16 protein-coding genes are annotated in these 20,865 nt (G+C 49.7%); 9 read left to right on the top strand and 7 right to left on the bottom strand.

The features are described 5' to 3' along the window. Positions 1-61: 61 nt before the first annotated feature. The gene (locus AC27K1_RS00880) at positions 62-1,501 is read right to left on the bottom strand and encodes an FHA domain-containing protein (protein WP_487147594.1); all 1,440 of its coding nucleotides are present in this window, start codon (positions 1,499-1,501) and stop codon (positions 62-64) included. 602 nt (positions 1,502-2,103) lie between these two features. Here AC27K1_RS00880 and AC27K1_RS00875 point away from each other — a divergent pair. After that, a complete protein-coding gene (locus AC27K1_RS00875) occupies positions 2,104-4,053 on the top strand; it encodes an ankyrin repeat domain-containing protein (protein ID WP_487147593.1) in 1,950 nt (649 codons plus the stop codon). A 99-nt stretch (positions 4,054-4,152) separates the two neighbouring features. On the opposite strand, the gene AC27K1_RS00870 is transcribed toward AC27K1_RS00875, so the two are convergent. The 3 genes from AC27K1_RS00870 to AC27K1_RS00860 all read right to left on the bottom strand — a co-directional run bounded on the left by AC27K1_RS00870 (position 4,153) and on the right by AC27K1_RS00860 (position 8,718). Beyond that, positions 4,153-5,421 carry a hypothetical protein gene (locus tag AC27K1_RS00870; RefSeq protein WP_487147592.1) on the bottom strand — a complete coding sequence of 423 codons (1,269 nt, stop codon included), beginning with the start codon at positions 5,419-5,421 and terminating at the stop codon, positions 4,153-4,155. A 51-nt stretch (positions 5,422-5,472) separates the two neighbouring features. Continuing rightward, positions 5,473-6,273 carry an outer membrane lipoprotein-sorting protein gene (locus AC27K1_RS00865; protein ID WP_487147591.1) on the bottom strand — a complete coding sequence of 267 codons (801 nt, stop codon included), beginning with the start codon at positions 6,271-6,273 and terminating at the stop codon, positions 5,473-5,475. Positions 6,274-6,345: 72 nt separating this feature from the next. Further along, the gene (locus tag AC27K1_RS00860) at positions 6,346-8,718 is read right to left on the bottom strand and encodes an efflux RND transporter permease subunit (RefSeq protein WP_487147590.1); all 2,373 of its coding nucleotides are present in this window, start codon (positions 8,716-8,718) and stop codon (positions 6,346-6,348) included. A 338-nt stretch (positions 8,719-9,056) separates the two neighbouring features. Between AC27K1_RS00860 and AC27K1_RS00855 the strand changes: the two genes are divergently transcribed. Further along, positions 9,057-10,583: a hypothetical protein gene (locus tag AC27K1_RS00855; protein ID WP_487147588.1), complete on the top strand. Its 1,527-nt coding sequence runs from the start codon at positions 9,057-9,059 to the stop codon at positions 10,581-10,583. Between the two features lie 142 nt (positions 10,584-10,725). Here AC27K1_RS00855 and AC27K1_RS00850 read toward each other — a convergent pair whose 3' ends face one another. The 3 genes from AC27K1_RS00850 to AC27K1_RS00840 all read right to left on the bottom strand — a co-directional run bounded on the left by AC27K1_RS00850 (position 10,726) and on the right by AC27K1_RS00840 (position 13,616). Next, positions 10,726-10,953, bottom strand: a complete 228-nt coding sequence (locus AC27K1_RS00850) for a DUF2835 family protein (RefSeq protein ID WP_487147587.1) — start codon at positions 10,951-10,953, stop codon at positions 10,726-10,728. Between the two features lie 213 nt (positions 10,954-11,166). Next, the gene (locus AC27K1_RS00845) at positions 11,167-12,177 is read right to left on the bottom strand and encodes a tryptophan--tRNA ligase (RefSeq protein ID WP_487147585.1); all 1,011 of its coding nucleotides are present in this window, start codon (positions 12,175-12,177) and stop codon (positions 11,167-11,169) included. A gap of 503 nt (positions 12,178-12,680) precedes the next feature. Then, positions 12,681-13,616 carry a pseudouridine-5'-phosphate glycosidase gene (locus AC27K1_RS00840; RefSeq protein ID WP_487147583.1) on the bottom strand — a complete coding sequence of 312 codons (936 nt, stop codon included), beginning with the start codon at positions 13,614-13,616 and terminating at the stop codon, positions 12,681-12,683. Positions 13,617-13,952: 336 nt separating this feature from the next. On the opposite strand from AC27K1_RS00840, the gene AC27K1_RS00835 reads away from it, so the two are divergent. The 7 genes from AC27K1_RS00835 (at position 13,953) to thiD (ending at position 20,555) form a co-directional block, all read left to right on the top strand. Further along, positions 13,953-14,645: a hypothetical protein gene (locus AC27K1_RS00835; protein WP_487147582.1), complete on the top strand. Its 693-nt coding sequence runs from the start codon at positions 13,953-13,955 to the stop codon at positions 14,643-14,645. An 86-nt stretch (positions 14,646-14,731) separates the two neighbouring features. Further along, positions 14,732-15,913, top strand: coding sequence for a reprolysin-like metallopeptidase (locus AC27K1_RS00830; RefSeq protein WP_487147580.1), 1,182 nt, complete (start codon positions 14,732-14,734; stop codon positions 15,911-15,913). A gap of 197 nt (positions 15,914-16,110) precedes the next feature. Then, a complete protein-coding gene (gene mutM, locus AC27K1_RS00825) occupies positions 16,111-16,926 on the top strand; it encodes a bifunctional DNA-formamidopyrimidine glycosylase/DNA-(apurinic or apyrimidinic site) lyase (protein ID WP_487147578.1) in 816 nt (271 codons plus the stop codon). A 74-nt stretch (positions 16,927-17,000) separates the two neighbouring features. After that, entirely contained in the window at positions 17,001-17,987 is a 987-nt protein-coding gene (locus AC27K1_RS00820) for an SGNH/GDSL hydrolase family protein (protein WP_487147577.1), read from the top strand. A gap of 151 nt (positions 17,988-18,138) precedes the next feature. Next, on the top strand, positions 18,139-19,098 hold the full coding sequence (locus AC27K1_RS00815) for an SGNH/GDSL hydrolase family protein (RefSeq protein ID WP_487147576.1): 960 nt from the start codon (positions 18,139-18,141) through the stop codon (positions 19,096-19,098). Between the two features lie 128 nt (positions 19,099-19,226). Beyond that, the gene (locus AC27K1_RS00810; RefSeq protein WP_487147575.1) at positions 19,227-19,580 is read left to right on the top strand and encodes a hypothetical protein; all 354 of its coding nucleotides are present in this window, start codon (positions 19,227-19,229) and stop codon (positions 19,578-19,580) included. 171 nt (positions 19,581-19,751) lie between these two features. Then, positions 19,752-20,555 (top strand): bifunctional hydroxymethylpyrimidine kinase/phosphomethylpyrimidine kinase, encoded by an 804-nt coding sequence (gene thiD, locus AC27K1_RS00805; RefSeq protein WP_487147573.1) that lies wholly within the window; start codon positions 19,752-19,754, stop codon positions 20,553-20,555. Positions 20,556-20,865 lie beyond the last annotated feature (310 nt).

The following is a 20,865-nucleotide window of genomic DNA, read 5'->3' as shown; positions in this document are numbered from 1 at the left end:
AGCGCCCGGGACTCCCACCCGCTTAATGCTGTTAGCCAGCTTATTGACAGATAAATCTGTATCAAACCAGCTCCGTTTCTGCCGTATCATCACGGTAGCTTGCTGACCTCGTTATATTCAACTCATTGAGTTTCCCTTTCCAGGCCTTGCGTAGACCGGATGAACACTTGATGCGTCCCAGCTTACACAGTTCAGTGGGTAGATTTTGTCGCAGCCATTCGGCCATGAGATTTTGTGCCCACGGCAATTGCTCAAAGTTTTGCCAGTTCCTTTCGTTTTTGATTGCCTGGAACAGCTCTTTCAACTCCATAAGCTTCTCAGCCATTTGCGTATTTTTAGCTTGTTCATCCCTGTAAGCCCGCCGAAACAGGCATTGCCCTTTCAGAAACTCTGCGGCAGTACGCCTTGGCGGATGAGTTAACAGCGTATGCATTCCCTCACAGATCATTATGAGTGAAGTACTCTCACCGTTAACTGCAGGAATGATTGTCAGCTGACGGCCACTATCGGCGGAAGGCAGACTTTCCCACAGTTCGCCAATTTCTCCTTGTATATTATTATTTTCATTATCTACATCTACCAGTAAGCCTTCGAGAGTAAGCATTGACATATTTTTATCCGGCTTTGTATCTTTCAGAGTGTTAAGATCGACGGAGTCAATTTGCGGACAACTCCACCATTTAACACAGTCTCCATGCACCGTAACAAGCTGACGTAACAGTTTTACTTGTATTGTCAGGTCACGACGGTTCTCATATGCAGCATTCACTTTATTGCAAATTTGCTGTAATTCTCTTTCTTGTTCCTTCTTTTTCAGCATATCCAGAAGAGTGACTTTTGCTGCCCCTCCTTTTGGGGTTGGCAGATCTGACTGACTTTCAGCCGGTTCCTTATAGATAAGTCGATATTTATATTTACCTTTTAATACGGATCCTACCATTTCTATGAAAAAACCTGAGTTTTTGAACTCCTTTTGAAAACTCGTCAGTAAGGTACCTGCTGTAGAATGATCTTCCAACAACACAGCTATCTTTTTATCAAAATCTTCAAACTCTGCTGGCATATGAACTGTTGTCACTCTATCGTTGCCATTTTTATCTTGACCAATAACAAAGAAACCCTTAAGTTCGTCCTTCTCAAGATACCCTCTCAATATATCACCATGAGTTGTATCAGGATCATCTTTTAAATAGCTATTCAAAGCATTAATCACTCTTCGACCAAACTCTTTCTTTTTATATTTATACAAGAGCTTTTCATTTTCTTGTTTTTTTACTGTACGCTCCTTTTCTTCCTTAGCTGTTTTTTTCAATGACATGACAGAACCGCTTAACTTAGTAAGTTGCCCCCCAAGACCTGAACCAGAGGGCTGACCAGAAGAGCTACTCTCACCAACTATGCGAGCATAAAATGCTTCTCCCGTCTTTTTCACACCCGTTAATTTAACAGCCTTCACAACAGATTCCCCAATCCCTCGCGCAACACTTAACCCCTTATCCATAACCAACACCTTCTTCATAAATAGATAAAGCCTCATGTATAAAGTAATCAGAAATATAACAGCAATAACCAATAACAAAGATTTACCAACATTCAACTCTGCACGCCGTTTTTATAAAACTGAACGGTTAGATACTGACAGATCCAAGATTGAAAAACCTGAAACACTGCATTACGAACAGATCAAATATAAATACAGCCAAATCCAAACGATAACAACACTAACATCTATAACTTATGCCGGAAAATAACAATTAACACATGGGATAAAAAATTCACACCAAGAATCAATACATTCAACAAAGATATAGAACCACTTTAAAAAATCACCACCTAACCTATAAACAAGCCATCAACAGACAACCTTTAAAAACCATTAAATACACTGTTACACATTCTCAGAAACACTTACATCAACAACAAAAAACAATTTTAAAAAACTGACATGTTAGTTAACTCAATAAAACCAATTCATAAATTGCGTGGTCATTACTTATGAGAGCTTATTTTCATGATGGTTAACAACAATGCGCAGACTTATGAAACAGCTCATTTGGAGAAATGTGAAAACATATTTGTTTAATCGTAACAGGAGAATGATCTATGCAACCTACTAAAGCATCTGGGCAAGCATACACAAAGATGGCTACACCCGCAGACCCCAAAGGCAAAGAAAAAGACACAACAAAATCTAAAATACCCACCGAATCTAATGAACAAAAACTCTTTAGATTAATGAGAGAATATAAGGTGGCTAGTTCTTACACTAAACATAAACAGCCGATCCTTCGCCAAATACAAGCAATAGAAGATATCAATTGCCGAGATCAAAACGGCCAGACTTTCTTAAATCTCGCAGCAGAACTGGGAGATGGAGATGCTGAAAAAGAGATTGTAAACGCCATAATGGCACAAACCCCCAACACTAAGTTAACTAACAAATTTGGACAAAATGCAATTCACAGCGCTGCCAGCCTGGGGCACACGGGTATACTGCAGCTACTTCTTGAGGACAAAAAAATCAAAGCCACGGTTGACACAAAAGATCTTAAAAAGAACACACCTTTGCAGCTTGCCGTAATGTGTAATCAAGTCGCGGCGGCAGAAATACTACTCCAGTACAAAGTCAATGCATTGAATGTAAACGAGCCCGGAGATACTCCCATACACATAGCCGCAAGAATGGGCTCAGTCGAACTACTTTCAAAGATGGCTGTCAAGCAAGTCCCCTACACAAAAAAAAATGGTAAGGGGGAAAGCGTTATATATGCAGCTTGTTTATCAGGCAGCAATGAGACATTACAATGTATTATAGATAATAAAAAAACAAAAATACCTAAAGATCTTAATAAGTCTTCCAAGCAAAAAAGAACTGCGGCTCATGCAGCCGCGATGTCCGGGAAGATTAAGATTGTGGAAACGCTGGTTAGCAAACAAGCCAGTTTTGCTGTTGCAGACAAGGCCAAGATGACACCACTTCACTATGCAGCTGCCGTACCAAGCCACAGCGCCAATCCCTCTGTTGTGCAAAAGATTTTGACTACGACCGTTAATCCTAACGCGGTCGACGAAAATGGCCAGACAGCACTACACAAGGCAGCCGCCGCTGGTAATGCAGCGTTGACTAAAGCATTGCTTACCAGCAATCTCGATCCCTCACTACGCGATAAGCATTCCCGCAACGCACTGGAAATTGCGATCAGTGAAGGTCATGAAAATGTCGTAAGTGTATTGGTCAGTCCGCAAACAGATATGAATAAGAGAGTTGATGTCAACGCGCAAAATAAAGATCACTATGCTCCGGTACACCAGGTTGTCCTCGCAGCCTCGTATGGTGATGAAGGCTCTTACCCCAAGATTATGACGCTTTTACTCAATGCAGGCGCAAAACCAGATGAGTTCGCCGGAGATGGTAAAACAGCATTGTGTCTAGCCTGTCGCAACGGTATGGTCGAAACAGCAAAAGCGCTTATCAGTCACAGTAGCAACTGTGCAGATATCAACAAGGAAAGCAAGCATGGTTACTCACCGTTGATGACCGCCAGCCTGAAACGACATACTGAATGCATTGATCTGCTTTACAGCTACGGAGCAGCATTCAATGATCTGGATTCACTCGGCAGGTATGTATTGGTCATGGTGTGCCACTCTCTTAGTAATGCGACAGAAGTCGTATCTAAGCTCTTATACTATAGAGCAACAGTTGACGTGGTCAGCATAGGGGATAGCGAGAAAACTCAAGATAAAAAAATCACTCCTTTAGCTGCCGCTCTTTTAGCCAGCCCGATGCAACCTGATGCTGTTTTATTTAATCTCATTGAGCATCATGCAAATGTGGGCAAGGTCATTGATAGCCTGGAAGGAAAAACACCATTGCATCTGGCTGCCGAGAAAGGGCGTTACGAAGTCGTCAAAAAAATGCTGAAATGCTACCATACCGTCAGACCTAAACACGTTGATATGCGCGGTTACACGGCTTTAGCCTATGCTATCGAAAATGGACATCATCACGTTGCGAATCTGTTAAAACCAACGCAAGTGCAACAAAGGTAATTTGATAGAGCATAGTGCCAGATAGATTTCAAAACACATCCTTATACTGAAATTTATCTGGCCTTTTATATCCTCTGGCCACTGGCAACAAATATAGGCTTAAAAATACCAGGACAGCGCTATCTGAAGATAATCATCCTGCCGTATAAATCCCATTTTACGCACACTGTAATAATCAAGAATTTCATCAGCGGCTACATTAATACTGGATTGTGGGGAATTCGGATTAATCAAAGCAGCTAATCTTGCTGCATCCTCGGATTTCAGCTCACGGCTATCCACCAGCACCAGGTTAATATTCAACAGCAGGTTTTCCGTTAACCGGGTATTGGCTTCCAGCGAAAACAAACGCTCATGGGATAAATGATCCCAGAACAGGCCTGCCAGTGCATAGCTGTTGTCGGCATCATTAAAGTTCCAGCGTGTCGCCAGCAGGATATCGTGCTCCATGTTACCCGCTGGCGCCAGGCGCTTGCGATCATCAAAGGCGTATTCGACCACCCAGCCCAGGTCAATACGACTGCCGAGGATACCGACCTGTGTATACTCAACCCCCGTCGTCAGTGCGGTGAAGCGGCGCCCCTGCCCGGAACGGCTGATCGCTTCCAGCTTCAGCACCCAGTCTGACAGGCTGTATTGCAACTCGAGCCCTGTCTGGTCAATGGTTTCATAAACCGGGATAAGCTCTGCCGCTGTCGGTACGCCCTGACCATTATCCCCCACTGCCTGTAACGTGAACCGGGGCTCACGGCTGGTACCGGAAAAATGTGACAGACCGATCTCCAGGTCACCCAGGCTGTGACTCCAGCGAGCGGCCAGATCCAGCCGATGCTGTCCGGCACCTGACGCATAGATCGCATCGTTACTATTCACAGGAACAGGAATTCTCAGTCGTCCGTCATCACCGGGAAAGGTCCGTTCACGAAACCAGGGCAAAACGAAAAGATCAACCAGGCCCCAGTCCCGCTCAAATGACAGGTTGACCATGGGCTGACCGAGCTTTTCCTCACCTTCAAACCCTTCCACCAGGTCCGTCTGGTTAATGATGTCCACCAGGTGAATACCCTCGGTGACACCCCAGAAGACCTTGCGGATACCGGTACGGAGTTCATAGTCATCAGCCACATGAATCCAGCTCAGCTCGCGGATATCCGCATGGGTGCGTTCTTCATCCACACTGTCGAGCCGGCCGAAGACGGAAACATTCAGACTGTCGAAGCCATCATTCCAGTCTTCGTAATAATCCACCGTACCACTGGCCGAGTAATGGCTGCGCGGCTGCCCCTGAAGCCCCTTGTGGAAAAACTGACGGGTCTCCAGTGACAACCTGCCAGACCATTCTTCCCCACAGGCCAGGACACTCCACAACCCGGCCGCCAGGAAAACAGCTATGGATCTGCAACAACCAACAGCACTCACTTATCGGGCACGCTTAAGACTGTTCTTGGTAAAATGCTTTTCTTTCAGCCCAGTGCCAAACGCATAACTGCTGAATAACAGCCGTGTACTTTTGCCCGTTTGATGATTGACCATCAGGCTGGTTTCAGGGCGCCAGAATTTGTCGTTGTACTGTTGATAACCTGACACCGTCATGGTTTTCAGCAGACTGTTCTTGCGATCATAAAAATCGATTTTATGCACACGCAGCTCATCGCGATCCAACCAGACGACCAGGCGTGAATAGCCCGAGTGTTTGTCCAGGGGAAACTGTTCCATAACATGGCAGGTCAGTGCCGACGCATCCTCACTGCAGGACTCCTCCCGCAGATACTTGTAGGTATAGTCATCCACATTCTGTGGATTCAGGTCTTCATAGGAGAACTCACTGCCAACAAACGGACCCGACTTGTTCCGGGAAACAATCCGCTTGACCCGTTTCACCGCGGGCAGATAAAGCCACTGCTCATCGTCATCTTCTTTACTGGCATGGGTCAGCAAGGCAGTGCCTTTCTGGTCTTTCGGAGACAGGAAAACCATCAAAGACTTGTCGTCTGAGTCTTGCCCTTCCAGCGTCATCTGGCGCAACTTTCGATGGTTTTCGTCACCACGGGCATTAATCAGCACCATCTCCAGCTCGGCCTTGCTGTCGACAAAACCATTCCCCCGGGCTTCCGCCTGGTGAGCAATATCCAGTCCTTTCTCTTCCGGCGTCAACGCTGATGTGGATAACACCGGTAACATGGCAGCCATTGCCGCTATCGCCGTAATCCGCTTTCCCATTCCATTCCTCCCAATCACACTTTTTTATAATTCTCGAGGGCTGCCCTGTTCAGGCCTGGTGACAATCACCAATTACGTCGCGGTATCCACTTCCCGGGCAGTGACAGCCGGTGCTGCAGTTTTCTTCGTAAGGGGTTCAGGTTTAGCACCACTTCTGCCCGACTCCAGCATTAACAGCAGGCTCGGCAGAAACAGGAAGTCAAAAAAGAGCGCCACCACGATAGTGATCGCTACCATCAGCCCGGTCAGCATGTTGGCGTTGAAATCCGATAAGGTCAGCACCAGGAAACCTGCGGTCAGGGTAATGGACGTAATGGTCAAGGCGGAGCCGACCTTGTGGAAAACATCGTGGATGGCGTCGGCGGGAGACAACCCGCGCTTTCTTCCCTTAATGTATTTACTGAGGAAATGCACTGTGTCGTCTACAACAATTCCAAGCGTCATACAAAAAACGACGGCAACCGCCAGATTCACTTCCTGTACGGCCATTCCCCAAAAGCCCATGGCCATGGCTGCGGGAAAGGCGTTGGGGATCATGCTCAACAGGCCATAGCGGAACGAACGTAGTGCCAGCATCAAGGTCAGTGAAATCAGAATGACCGCCACCACATTGCCATTGATCATGCTGTGGATATTCCGCTGACCGATATGGGCAAACATCAGTGACAATCCCGTTCCGGTCGCCTGCAGTTCCAGTGCGTTTTCAACAAACCACTGCTGTGCGAGCTGATCCAGGTCGATGATTTCCTGCGCCTTGAGATCCTTGGCAATCACATCCACCCGCAGGGCGGATTTATCAAAGGTCAGCTGGTTACTGAGATCCAATCCAAACGGCAGCGACAATTCATACAGCAGCTGATACTGGGAAGCTTCCTCACGGGTATCCGGCAACCGTTGCCAGGCCGGATCATCACCATGCATATTCCGGTTCAGTCGTTTGATGGTTTCCAGGTAGCTGGTGACATGCACGACGTCGTCCTGCTGCTTATACCACTCCTCGAATGCCTCTGCCTTAGTCAGAAAGGCGGGGTCATTGATACCACCTGACGCACCGGAATCCAGCGAATAGGAAATCACAGTCATACCTGCAACATTTTCCTGCAGGTAATCCGCTGCCTGGCGGATATCCGTGTCCTTGCTGAAATAATGCACAATGCTGTCGTTTAACTCGTTGCGGGGAATAAAGCTGATAATCAGGATGGACACGGCCAGAGTCGCGAGAAACACCGGTCGATGACGTCGGACCACAAAGCGACTGAATCCTGCGAGCAATCTGGCCGTTATATCCTGTGCACCATTCGCCGGCACCTTGATAGGCAGCCAGCGAGACAAGCCCAAGACAATCACCGGCAGCAATGTCAGGCTAAACACAAACGCGCAGGTGACACCGATAGCCGTAATCGTACCCAGCTCCCGGAACGGCGGGCTGTCACTGAAGTTCATGGCCAGGAAGCCAATAGCCGTCGTCAGGCTGGTCAGGAATATGGCCTGAAAATTAATTTCGATGCTCTCTTCGAGGGCAGCGTGCTTTGATAACCCGCTGCGCAAACCTTGCAGAAATACCACGAGGACATGGACACAGTCAGCCACCACCAGGGTCATCACCACCGTTGGCGCCAGGGCATTGACCTGGTTGATGGCCAACCCCATAAAGCCGGTAATCCCCATCGTGGTTGCCACGCTGACAGCAATAATGACAATCGTTGCCAGGGTACACGCCAGTGAGCGCATCAGCACCGTCAGCAGTACCAGGACAATGAGGAACATCACCGGCATCAGTGTGGTTGCGTCGTTCATGGCCATGTCGTTGAACGCCTGGTTCACCGCCGCCATGCCCATCAGGTGAACCTTGATGTCCGGATTTTCCGCTTCCGCCCGGGCCTTCATTTCCTGGGCCATCGCCATCACGCTTTCAATGGGCTCCCGCTGGTCTTCGGGCAGATTCAGGCGAATGTTGATATTGGTCGCCTGCCCGTCCTTTGCCAGGAGACGGTTGATCAGGGATTTCTGCGCCAGTGCCAGGCTCCGGATCCGGGCGGCATCTTCCGGCGTCAACGCCTCGGCATCCTCCACCAGGAACTCAACCAGCAGGTCATCCTCCCCGGCGCGGGTATGCTGATAATTGGTGACGGAGTCTACCCGCTGGCTGTAGGGAATCTGCCAGCTCTCCTCGGTCAACCAGGCAATCGTTCGCAGGGTCTGCGGGGTAAAGACATCCTTGCTGAGTGACTGGATGGTGAAAACGACATTGTCAGAACGGACGTAATCCTGCTCCATGGCGTCATGGGCCATCAGCTGTGGATTGTCGGGTTTGAAAAAAATTCGAAAGTTACTGTCGAAATACAGCCGGCTTATCCCTGTGGATAAAAGCAAACACAGCAGAATGCTGGCCACACCCAACCCTAACCGGTAACGCATCAAAAACCCGGCAAACCACCTGTCCATAAGCACTCCTGAATAAGAACAGGTGTTTTTATTACGAAAATAAAAATTATACATTGACCATTTGGGCAACCCTGCCCTGTCAGGAATTACGCATAACGCCTTCCCAGTGGTGTACTGCCCCTGATTCAAACCAGCGTCACGCCTGACAATCTTGTAATCGTCAGGAACTCTCAGTGAACTCATGGGGTCAGAATACAAACATGTATCTTGAGGCACGAGACAAAGTGAGACCAACAGACAATACAATCAAATCCGCCCCCCTCGAAACACCGCGTTCGTCCAGAGGGTCATCCAGCACCACGCATTCAGCCACGGAGGTTCAGGTCGTCCAACCCACTATGATCTTTCGTGACAGAATAAAATCCATATTCCATGACATATACAATGGTTTTAAGTCTATTTTCTACCGCGGTATCCGGAAAGCACCTCCAGAACAAAAGAACCTGCTTGATGCGCAGGAAGAGAAAATTACGGAATGTGAATCTGGAGTGGCATCTGCCGATGCTTCTGCGGAAGATGATATGCCAGTCGCTAAAACGAACACTGGTCCACTACCCAGTAAAGGCCCGAGTGGGTATCCCCCCAACGATAGCAGCAATGATTACCAAGGTTCAGATTCAGATTCAGAAGAGGTTACAGGGGGGCATGTCTTTGAGGAAAGAACATCAATTCATGCAGGTGGCGGTGCTGAGTCTAATATTCGCCAACTACTGATTCCTGAGGATTTTGACCAATATGTCACTATCAGCAAAATTTCAGTGAGAAAGTATTATGACCCAGATATCGAGCAGCTTGAGCAGCATATTTTTGAAAAGCTTAATGAACTGCCTGTCAATCCTACAGTGGATGACTGGGGGCAATTTACCCATATCATCAAAGGATACTGTGCCAATATGCTCAGATTGAAAGTGACGTTTTTGGAATGGTTATCAAGTTTTATCTGGAAACCCGATCCACAGAAAATGGATTTCTTAACACGGGTTGCGCAAACACTAAATGTATTCACTACCCAGGATAAATTTAAGCAATGGGCAGTTAGCCGAACGGAAGAGACTGACAGTTTATTTCGTGATGTAAACTTTAGGCTCAATCAGGTAGTAAATGAGTTGAATACTCAAGAACAATACGAACTACTTATCAAAACGGCTGAACCCATAGCACTGGATATCAGTGGTGGACAAGTTAAGTCAGAGAATTATGGACAAGATGAAATACAAACACTTGAAGAACATACTATGGAGATGATTGAGGATCAATTTTCAGCCTATATGGAAGCATGTGAGAAATCACCAAATAAAGGCTTGGTGCAATACAGCACATTGAGATTACCCAAAATATTCAATAGGGATATCGCCGGATTATCATACGACTTTCTAAATGAGGACGGTAGCAAGCGTCCCCCACCCAATAATAAGACGTGGGATGAATTAAACTTCGAAGAGAAACAGGCATTTGCCGTTGATGAAATTTCGCGACTCGCTAATGGTGATGAAGAGACAATGCAACATATCTGCAGGTATGCCAATCAGAATCCGACCATTGCCGTACAGAACGCTATTGCCATGGGACTTATGTGCCCGTCATTTGGAGAAGGCACACTGATTGCTGGCAGTGAAGGTTGGTCAATCCAGCTAAGGAAGGAGCAAGAATCCGATAAAATCATTATTACCTACAAAATACAGCGCAAGCCGGTTAAAGTATGGAACACCCTGTTTAATAAGACGCTTGTCATGGCAGATCTGCGCGGTAAAGATAAATGGGAGCATTCCTCGCAGGTAAAATTAAAATTTTCAATTGCCCTTGACCCCAAGGATCACTCCAGCATCACCTGCAGAGGTTTGCAGGGTATATTATTCCTCCCATAATGATTAATTCGCGCACAAATCCAACCAGGGAGAAGCGGGTTCCTGGATCAACTGGAAACCACCCGTTTTACAAATACAGAGTGGCTCAACCGGCTATTGTGCCTGCCGGGTGCCTTTGATGACCTGGATTGCCAGCAACTGATCAGCTGATACGACTGATGCCCCGAAATTTTCCATCCTCATCGTAGCGGATCTCGAACCGGCCGTAGATACCGTGATGAGACACAAACTCCAGCAGGATATCGTAAGGCACACTGACACTCTGCCCGTCGTCTGTATAGGCCTGAACCCGGTTCTTTTGCCCCATGTAAAATTGTTTTACCTGCTCAGCCGTCAGGTTAATCGTAACGATGGCCTTGTTGGTTGCCATGACGCTCCCTGTTATCAATCCTGCCTATCTGTAATCAAGCTTAAAAGAGTGGGCCGCCCCCGCAAACACTAATCAGAACACTGTCTGTGAAAACGGCTGCTTATTTCGAATCGAGATAGCGCAAAAAGTTCAGATTAACGCGACCTGCGGAAAGGATGACGCAAAAGACCTGAGCGGTTTACGTCATCCTGGCATAGTCAAAAAAGAAACCAATCAGCCCAGGGGACGGATACCAACGGCTTGACGTACCTTCGCCAGGCGGGCGGATGCTTCGTTACGGGCCTTGTCAGCCCCTTTGCGCAGCTCCTGTTCGACAAAACCGGGATCTTGCAGCAACTCCTCGTAACGGGCACGGGGACCTGCCAGGTGATCGTTCAGGTATTCAAACAGCTCCTGCTTCAGCTGACCCCAGCCGGCGCCTTCCTCGTACTGACGACGCTTGGCGGCAATCTCATCCGCTGTCGCAAAGGCTGACCAGATCTCAAACAGGGTGCAATCCTCCGGATCTTTCGGTTCACCGGGCTCCAGGCTGTTGGTCTTGATCTTCATGATCAGCTTGCGCAGTTTTTTCTCTGGCACAAACAGCGGGATGGTGTTGTTGTAGCTCTTGCTCATCTTGCGACCATCAAGGCCGCTCAAGACCGCTGTCGTCTCACCCACCACCGCTTCCGGCATGGCAAACAGTTCACCGTAGTGGTGATTGAAGCGACCGGCGATATCACGGGCCATTTCCAGGTGCTGGATCTGGTCCTTGCCCACCGGCACCTTGTTGGCATTGAACATCAGAATATCCGCCGCCATCAGTACCGGATAACTGAACAGGCCCATGGTGATGCCTTTGTCCGGATCCCTGGCGCCGCTTTCTTCATTTTTCTGCACAGCATCCTTGTAGGCATGGGCGCGGTTCATCAGCCCCTTGGCGGTCATGCAGGTCAGGATCCAGCACAGCTCAGGAATTTCCGGGATATCGGACTGGCGATAAAACGTCACCCGGTCAGTATCCAGCCCAAGTGCCAGCCAGGTTGCGGCAATCTCGCGGGCGGATTCATGTACACGCTCCGGGTCCCAGCACTTGATCAGCGCATGGTAATCCGCCAGGAAAAAGAATGATTCCGTATCATCCTGCAGGCTGGATTGAATGGCCGGGCGAATCGCCCCGACATAATTGCCAAGGTGGGGCGTACCGGTTGTGGTGATACCGGTGAGAGTTCTGATCTTGCTCATGGGTGACAATACGTTCCTGTCGCCAGTCGAGAAAGCTCGGAATTATAAGAGAGAGGCCGCAACAACTCCATGCAAAACCCGAAAGACTCGCTGTCAGAACGGATCAGAAAAGACGTCAACCATAGTACGTTATTGCCAAATACCGGAAACGCGCTATAGAGATACATGCATATTGTTTCTTTACTAGCAGGTAAGGCTGCCCGATTTATGATTCACCGTTCCAGATGCAGACAAGGCACTTTAGTCACCGCAGGTGGTCGAGATGCCACGAAGAATCTTATCCATGGCGCCACACCGCATAAGGAGACGAAAAGAGACATCCGGTCAGTGAATAGCTGCCCACTCTTTTTCAATGCCATAACATGGAATCAATTCAAAAATATCCAAAAACGTTCTCGTCAGCAAAAACGAGAATTTCCCGGGAAAATGATTCCTGAAACGATTGTACTGAACCGGTTCATGGCTTTTTCCTGCAACGTTAACAAAGTCGGTTGAGCAATACCTTAATTCCCGGACGGCACGGTTTCCTTGTTCAACACACAGGCAATTTCAGCCGCAAGGCGAGCATTACTTTTAATCAAACCAATATTCGTGGACAAGGTTTTACCGCCACTGGCGGTATGCAGTTTTTTCAGCAACCAGGGAGTAATGGCTTTGCCGCTAATACCCGCACTGGCCATTTGTTCCAGCGCCTGTGCCAGTATGCCCTCGACTTCATCAGCGGCCATTGCCAGCGTCTCATCAACCGGGTTAGCGATGAGTAATCCACCATCCAGCCCCAGTGACCAACGAGCCTGAAGGATGGAAGCAACCGTTGACGGGCTGTCGGCCCGGCAATCAACAGAAAATGCACTGTCACGAACATAGAATGCCGGCAGACTGTCAGTCCCGTAGCCGATGATGGTAACACCATGAGTCTCCAGGTATTCCCGCGTCAGGCCAATATCCAGAATGATTTTGGGCCCTGAGCAGACGACAGCCACGGGGGTTCTGGCCAGCTCCTGCAAATCCGCCGAAATATCAAAGGTTTCCTGTGCCCCCCGGTGAACGCCGCCAATTCCTCCGGTGGCAAATATACGAATACCCGCCAGTGACGCAATGATCATGGTTGAGGCGACTGTCGTTGATCCATTCCCTCCGGTCGCCATCAGCCAGGGCAAATCCCGTCGGCTGGCCTTATGCATACGTTGCCCCTGTCGGCCAATGCCATCGATCTCGGCTTCCGTCAAACCGGCTTTCAGTCGCCCATTCAGAATGGCGGTCGTCGCCGGTATGGCGCCGGCCTGTCGAACAATGGTTTCCACCGCATGCGCCATTTCTGCATTTCTGGGCCAGGGCATGCCATGACTGAGGATCGTGGATTCCAATGCAACCACCGGTCGCCCGGCATCCAATGCTTCGGCCACCTCTGGACTGATATCCAGGTATTCAAAATCCATGGCTGACCTCCATTCATACGGTCTGAAAAAACGCTAGATAAAAAGTGAATATAGGCACTGAATATTATTAGTTTTATCATTTATTGGGTTATCAAAACAAAGAAATGTTCATCAACAAATGATTTTCTGAAGCAATTGTTAATCAATACCTGAAACTGAATACTGACCTTATAAAACATGCAGATTAATTATTAGCACTAACAACCATAAGAGTGCTTTAATTTTTTTCAGTAACAATTAAAAAAATGGAACCGGATAACTTTGTTATTCCGGTGGCTTTTTGCAACCTGAAATAATGGTACGCAGGGACAAGTATGCAAAAAAAAAATACCGTTCGTGGCCGCAGCCGTCATTTTATCGGTCGGTTCAGCAGGCTATTGGATTCACTCCCAGAATAATTCATCCCCTCAGTCACTCTCTCAACAGCAAGAACACCTTTCAAACGATGGTTATAACCAGCCACCAACTGCTGATGGTGCCGAGATTGGAGACAGTGAAATCGCTGAACTCAATCAACTGATTGACAGTTTCAACGATGAACTGGCCCAGACCGTCGATGATGAGCCTTTACAGGATACCCAGTCGTTATCAATTACGCTCTGGACGCCAACCGATAATCTCCCTGCTGATGGCTTGTTAACGCTGCCGGAAGAAGTCACGGACAGGACCGCTATCAACATTGATTCAGACGAGCTTGATGTCATTGCAACCGGCGACAGCATCAACTTCACCCTGCCGGGCAATCATCAGTTTGACGCGGTGATTGAGAAAACAACCTACAACGGTAATGGCGACAAGACACTGACCGGTTATCTGGCCGACACCCAAAGCCCGGATGGTGGCACCTACCCTGTCATCATCACCCAGGGTGAAAACGCCAGCTTCGCGACCATCACCAGCCCTTACGGCAGCTATTCGATGGAAACCATCAACGGACAGGGCTGGATCTACAAGAATCCTCCTCGCTCCATGCTGGAAACCGCAGAGACCGATGCCATAGTCCCAATGGAAAGCGACCATCAGCACTGATGGATGACCCGGGCAGTATCGGACGATACCCGCATGATGTGAAGCCTAAAAAGAATTTCCGGTATTTGATGTCAAAGGAGATGGCCATGCATAACAGACAACACCCACACACTGACAGCCCGGGCATAACAACACGCCCCTGGCGACGACAACTGGCAGCAGGCATTGCCACGATGACGCTGAGTGCTGCACTTGCCACCCAGGCCATGGCCGAAACCTATCTTGACGCGATGATCCTGCATACCCCTGGCCTTAGCGAACGCTACAACGGTAACGCCGACACACGGATCAACCACCTGGTCAGTGTCACCAATAAAATCTATGAAGACAGCGGTCTGGATCTCACCCTGCGCCCTGTGCATATCAGGCAGGTGAGTTACTCCGATACGTCCAACGCCGGCACTGCCCTGAGCGACATGGCAAAGGGCCGTGATGCCGCTTTCTCAGACACCCGGACATTACGGGAACAACACCGTGCTGATGTCGTTATCCTGATGCGCCCCTACAGCAGTGCACACAAAAGCTGCGGCGTTGCCTATGTTGGCGGCATAGGCCGACAGGGTGACCTGTCCGCCTATAAAAAGTACATGTACAGCCACGTGACAGCCACCGTCTGCGGTGACTATGTCACGGCCCATGAAGTCGGGCATAACCTTGGACTCAGCCATTCCCGCGCACAGGGCAGCACCGGTACCTGGGATCACTCGGTAGGCCATGGCGTACAGGGAGACTTTACGACAGTGATGGCTTATCAATCCGCCTATAACGTGAACTACTGGTCTGGAAAAATCTACAAGTTCTCCAGCCCATCCCTCGACTGCCGGGGCAAACCCTGTGGTGTGGACAGAAATGATCCGGCCAATGGTGCTGATGCGGTCCATACCCTCAAGCATACGACACCGATTGTGGAAGCATTCTACCCCACGCTGAAAGCGCCCGACGCCGACCAGCAGGCAGGGCTTCAGGCTGCCGAGAATAAATACAACGAAGCTCGCCAGCGTATGCAGGCACTGCGTAATGAGCTCAGGGAAAGCCGCCAGCGCTTTCGTGAGCACATACAGAGTCTGAGGAATATTTTCAGCCAATGGCGCCGGGGACAATTGTCCTACTACCAGGCCATCAACCAGTGGCGCTCTGCAATCACCAACGCAAGGGAAGCGCTTAAGACCTACCGACTGATTCGCAAGGATCTGGCGCAGCAGCGTAAGGTCTTGCGTGCTGCCCGCATTGCCCTGGCCGAAGCGCGCAGAAACAGCGACAACGTCTGACACCATCGGAACACATCCCCTACCCGGCCGGCTTTTATAGCCGGCTATTTTTTGACCACCTTATTACAGCCTGCGTCTCCAGTACCGCAATCACAGTTATCCACATGTCATCCAGAGGCTTACCCAGCCAAACTGTTTACAACCTGTTCGTTGCTGTTATTGTGCGGCAGACGATCTCTTCAGCAAGGAAACACACCATGCCCGAGTTGCCTGAAGTCGAAACCACCCGACGGGGCATCCTTCCACATGTCTGCCACCACCGGGTGGAACAGGTCATTGTTCGTGAGCCCAGGCTCCGCTGGCCAGTACCGAGTGACCTGCCGGCTTTACTTGAAGGTCAGACCATCCATGACGTGCAGCGCCGGGCAAAATACCTGCTCCTGCCGACTGACAACGGTACACTGATAATTCACCTCGGCATGTCCGGTTGCCTGCGCATTCTCCCGGCAGGAACACCGGTGCTGAAACATGACCATGTTGATCTCCAGCTGGATTCTGGCAGTGTCCTGCGTTTTACCGATCCCCGTCGCTTTGGCGCCATGCTCTGGACAGGGGATAACATCAATGACCACCCGCTGATTCAATCGCTGGGGCCTGAACCCCTCTCTTCCGGGTTTTCAGGCAACTACCTGTACCATAAGTCACGCAATCGCAAACAGGCCATCAAGACCTTCATCATGGATAACCACATCGTGGTGGGTGTCGGGAATATCTATGCCAATGAAGCGCTCTTCAGAGCCGGTATTCGTCCGGACCGCCCCGCCGGACGCCTATCACTGGCCCGGTACCTGCGACTTGAGCAGGCCATCCGGGACGTTCTCGGCAGGGCGATCGAACAGGGGGGCACTACTCTCAGGGACTTCGTCGGGGGGGACGGCAAACCGGGCTATTTCCGCATTGAACTGGCCATGTATGGCCGGTCTGGTGAACCCTGTACTGCCTGTGGCACCGCGATCCGGGAGGTGAGGCTCGGGAACCGCTCAACCTGCTTTTGCCCTCAGTGCCAGCGGTAGTCGCCCGCGGGAACCGGAACACGCCTCTGTGGTCAAATACTCTATAAAGTATGCCGACGCCGTTGCGCCCGATTATGCAGAGAACGATCTTATTATTACTGATAGTTATAGTTAGCCTGGCCAGCACTGTCCGGGCCACGGCGAATAACGACAACCTGCTCATTAATCGTCTTGTCGTCTTTGGTGACAGCTTGTCGGACCAGGGAAAACTGTATCGTAAAATGAGCGCGGCTATCCCTGTCTCTCCCCCCTACTGGAATGGGCGATTCAGTAATGGTCCGGTCTGGACCGACATCCTTGCTGAAAAATACACACTGGTTAATGAAGCGGAAGGCGGCGCCGCAGCCGTTGACTATCGCCGTTTCAGCAGTGACTTGAAATACAAGGTGGCCAACACGCTGGATTACGAAATCGGCCAGTTCCTGAAGCGTTCATCGTTCAAGAGCGATGACCTGATCATTATCTGGATCGGTGGCAATGATTATATGAGCTACCACTGGACAAAGCCGGCTGACATCGAACGGATCGTTCTCGAACATGTTATCCAGATCCGGCGTATTCAACGCCATGGTGCAAAACACATCCTGGTCATCAACCTGCCCAATATGGGCAGGTCTCCGATCGCCCGTAAGGAAGGGGTGTCAGCACTGATGACGGATGTCACTGAATACCACAACACTTATATGAAATCCGTTTTCGAGCAAGCGTTTGATCCGGCCTTTGTCCGGATATTTGACGCCGCAGCGATCTTTGATGATTACTTCAATGCGCCGCAGGATTTCGGCTTTGTGAATGTCAGCAACGCCTGTTACACCGGTGATTACTGGGGGAGCCCCTGGAGCCAGGCTAAATCGTCGCAACCACTCCAACCAGAACAGCAGGCATTTATAGAGCATTTTCAGCCAATCCTTGCATCGCCCCCCCAACACCGGCTGTTTTGGACGAAAACACCCGAATGCCATGGGTACCTTTACATGGATGCCATTCATCCGTCCAAATTTGCCCACGAGCAGGCAGCCAGGCTACTGGATGCCGATATAAGACTACACTACAGCCCTTGATGGCGATCCGCCCTCCAACAAGAAGGCTCAACCAACGTCCTGTTGACGTTGGAAGTAAAACAACAATAACCATACCCGTTTCGTCTTCATACCCGGCGTGGCTATTCCATGATCGTCGTCACACGCGATATCAAACCGGAGTCAGCATTCGATGGGCCGTTCAGTAAGAAGCTATCTTATCGTTGCATGCATAGCATTTGGTTTTCCCCTGCCATCCGTGTCTGACGGCGCAATCATCAGGCGGCTGGTTATTTTTGGAGACAGCCTTTCAGACCAGGGCAACCTGTTTGAACTCTATAATAAACGCGTTCCCGTCTCCCCCCCCTATTGGCAGGGTCGCTTTAGTAACGGCCCGGTCTGGGCGGATAAACTGTCGGCGCATTACACCATAAAGAATATGTCCCAGGGCGGAGCAACGCTGGTCGACTACAAAAAATACAGCCTTGCCCTGACCTATCGCTATATCACTTACCTTGGTGAAGAGATATCCGAATTCCTGAAAAACGATCAATTCCTGCCAACGGACCTTGTCATTATCTGGATGGGGGGAAACGATTACGCCACGTTTAAATGGGTGAGTCCCAGGGACCGGCAACGTGCGATACGGGAACTCTACATTGAAATCCTGCGAATAAAACACAAGGGAGCAAAACAGGTCATCGTGATTAACCTGCCGGATATCGCAGAAACCCCAAGGGTTAAGGATAGCGATGCCGAGCTTTTCCACCGCATCACGCTTGACCATAACCATCGGCTTGTGACCACGCTGACCGGTAAGTTCTCACCCGAATTCCTGAGGATCTTCGATGCATTTACAGCCTTCAAGGATATTCTCGCGGCACCTAATGAATACGGCCTTGTGAATACCGATACCCCTTGTTACACCGGCGGTATATGGCGTCATCATCAGGATATCGGATCAGATAACACTGATGACCCCATCACCTGGCTGAGCAGACAGTTAACCCCATTGGTATTTTCGTCATTCCCACTTTACCGGGAGGGATATGCCTGCAAAAAACATCTCTTCTTTGATGACTTACACCCGACAACGTTAGCGCATGACATTATTGCCAATCAGCTGAAGCGGTTTATACAGGAAAATGACTAACCGGTTCTCAATCAGCCCTCATCATGACTGACAAAACTTGACAATCCATACCGTCGGGCAAGATAACTGATATAATTGAGACATAAATTGAATAATGATCCTATCCGGGCCGGGGAGGCGACAATCCCATGAAAAAGCGATTTCTCGCAGTAGTGACTACTCTTCTGACGACCATCCTGTTATTTACCTCGCCAGCACACGCCAATGAAGGCGACGTTCAAATGCTGGAAGTGAACAAAAATACCCTGCAGGCGCGTACTGAAGATCCCGGTTTCTTCACCATGACAACAGACCTAGTTCTGGCACGGCCTCTTCTGCTGGCAACAACCGCAGTGGGTACCGTGATTTTTATTGTCAGCTCTCCTTTCTCTGCACTGGGTGGCAATATCAACCAGGCCGCAGACAAACTCGTTCTTGAACCTGCCAAAGCCACGTTCGTTCGCTGCCTCGGCTGCTCCTACAAAGAAAACCATGATTTATAATCTGCTTGACCAATGACAATAAAAAGCGGCTTTAAAGCCGCTTTTTATTGTTTCAACGTTATACAGCGACGAGTATCACCAATACTGAAAGCCTTGGAATAGCGGGTTTCCAACCTGCCCTAAATACGCCAAACTACCCAGCCCCTTTCGCAACGCATAACTGATACCCTCATGACAACACCCATTGCCCTGACAATCGCCGGTTCTGACAGTGGTGGCGGCGCTGGTATCCAGGCTGATCTCAAGGCCTTTTCTGCACTGGGCGCTTACGGCTGTTCGGTCATCACCGCGCTGACAGCCCAGAACACACAGGGTGTTCAGGGTATTGCGGACGTCGAACCCGCATTCATCCGCCAGCAGATGGACTCCGTGTTCTCCGATATTGATGTGAAGGCCATCAAGATCGGGATGCTCAGTCGTACAGATAGCATCAATGCCGTCGCTGACGGGCTTGAAAGCCAGCGCAATAAACACATTGTGCTGGACCCTGTCATGGTCGCCACCAGCGGTGACCGGTTGCTGCAGGATGAAGCGATAGCCTCACTGAAACAACGCCTGATCCCGATGGCCAGCTTGATCACACCCAACCTGATGGAAGCCGCTGTCCTGCTCGATTGTCCGGTGCCGGAAACGTCCCGGGATATGGAGAATATGGTTGAACCCCTGATGGCACTGGGCTGCCAGGCTGTATTGGTGAAAGGCGGGCATCTGAAGGAATCTGAGAGTACCGATATTCTGTTCGATGGTACGGATATCTATCATTTACGTTCCCAGCGTATCCAGACCCGGAATACCCACGGCACCGGCTGCACCTTATCCTCTGCGATTACCGCCCTTCTTGCCAGGGACGTCACCCTGGTGGATGCCGTCAAAACCGCCAAAGACTATATTGCCCAGGCCATTGCCCAGGCGGACACCCTGACGATCGGCAAAGGTCATGGTCCTGTACACCACTTCTACCAGTGGTGGAACTGATTCAGTTGTTCACTCCTTATTCCTGACCACATATTCAGGTATGGCATGGTATCTGCATAGTCACTATCCGCCGTACCTGGACAATCTCTCCGGCAGACAAGCCGGCGGATCCTCAAAACCCGCCCGGATACCGTTCCAACACGGCCAACATTCACTGACTACACTCACTCCCCACACAAGAACGGGGCACATGCGCAAGAACCATTGAAAAAAGATGCTCTGACGTTGTGCAGTAGAGCGGGCCTTACCCACCGGCCACTCCGGATTACTCCCGATGATCTGGACATAAGGACAACATGAGGAGATCAGA

The sequence above is a fragment of the Kistimonas ophiarachnellae genome (assembly GCF_057552235.1).
Note: the sequence above shows the minus strand (reverse complement) of the source record. Positions and strands in the feature narration are given on the sequence as shown.

Coding starts and splice junctions, on each gene's coding strand:
- AC27K1_RS00880 (WP_487147594.1), bottom strand. CDS start 1,501: ATGGATAAGGGGTTAAGTGTTGCGCGAGGGATTGGGGAATCTGTTGTG.
- AC27K1_RS00875 (WP_487147593.1), top strand. CDS start 2,104: ATGCAACCTACTAAAGCATCTGGGCAAGCATACACAAAGATGGCTACA.
- AC27K1_RS00865 (WP_487147591.1), bottom strand. CDS start 6,273: ATGGGAAAGCGGATTACGGCGATAGCGGCAATGGCTGCCATGTTACCG.
- AC27K1_RS00860 (WP_487147590.1), bottom strand. CDS start 8,718: ATGGACAGGTGGTTTGCCGGGTTTTTGATGCGTTACCGGTTAGGGTTG.
- AC27K1_RS00855 (WP_487147588.1), top strand. CDS start 9,057: ATGATCTTTCGTGACAGAATAAAATCCATATTCCATGACATATACAAT.
- AC27K1_RS00850 (WP_487147587.1), bottom strand. CDS start 10,953: ATGGCAACCAACAAGGCCATCGTTACGATTAACCTGACGGCTGAGCAG.
- AC27K1_RS00845 (WP_487147585.1), bottom strand. CDS start 12,177: ATGAGCAAGATCAGAACTCTCACCGGTATCACCACAACCGGTACGCCC.
- AC27K1_RS00840 (WP_487147583.1), bottom strand. CDS start 13,616: ATGGATTTTGAATACCTGGATATCAGTCCAGAGGTGGCCGAAGCATTG.
- AC27K1_RS00830 (WP_487147580.1), top strand. CDS start 14,732: ATGCATAACAGACAACACCCACACACTGACAGCCCGGGCATAACAACA.
- mutM (WP_487147578.1), top strand. CDS start 16,111: ATGCCCGAGTTGCCTGAAGTCGAAACCACCCGACGGGGCATCCTTCCA.
- AC27K1_RS00820 (WP_487147577.1), top strand. CDS start 17,001: ATGCAGAGAACGATCTTATTATTACTGATAGTTATAGTTAGCCTGGCC.
- AC27K1_RS00815 (WP_487147576.1), top strand. CDS start 18,139: ATGGGCCGTTCAGTAAGAAGCTATCTTATCGTTGCATGCATAGCATTT.
- AC27K1_RS00810 (WP_487147575.1), top strand. CDS start 19,227: ATGAAAAAGCGATTTCTCGCAGTAGTGACTACTCTTCTGACGACCATC.
- thiD (WP_487147573.1), top strand. CDS start 19,752: ATGACAACACCCATTGCCCTGACAATCGCCGGTTCTGACAGTGGTGGC.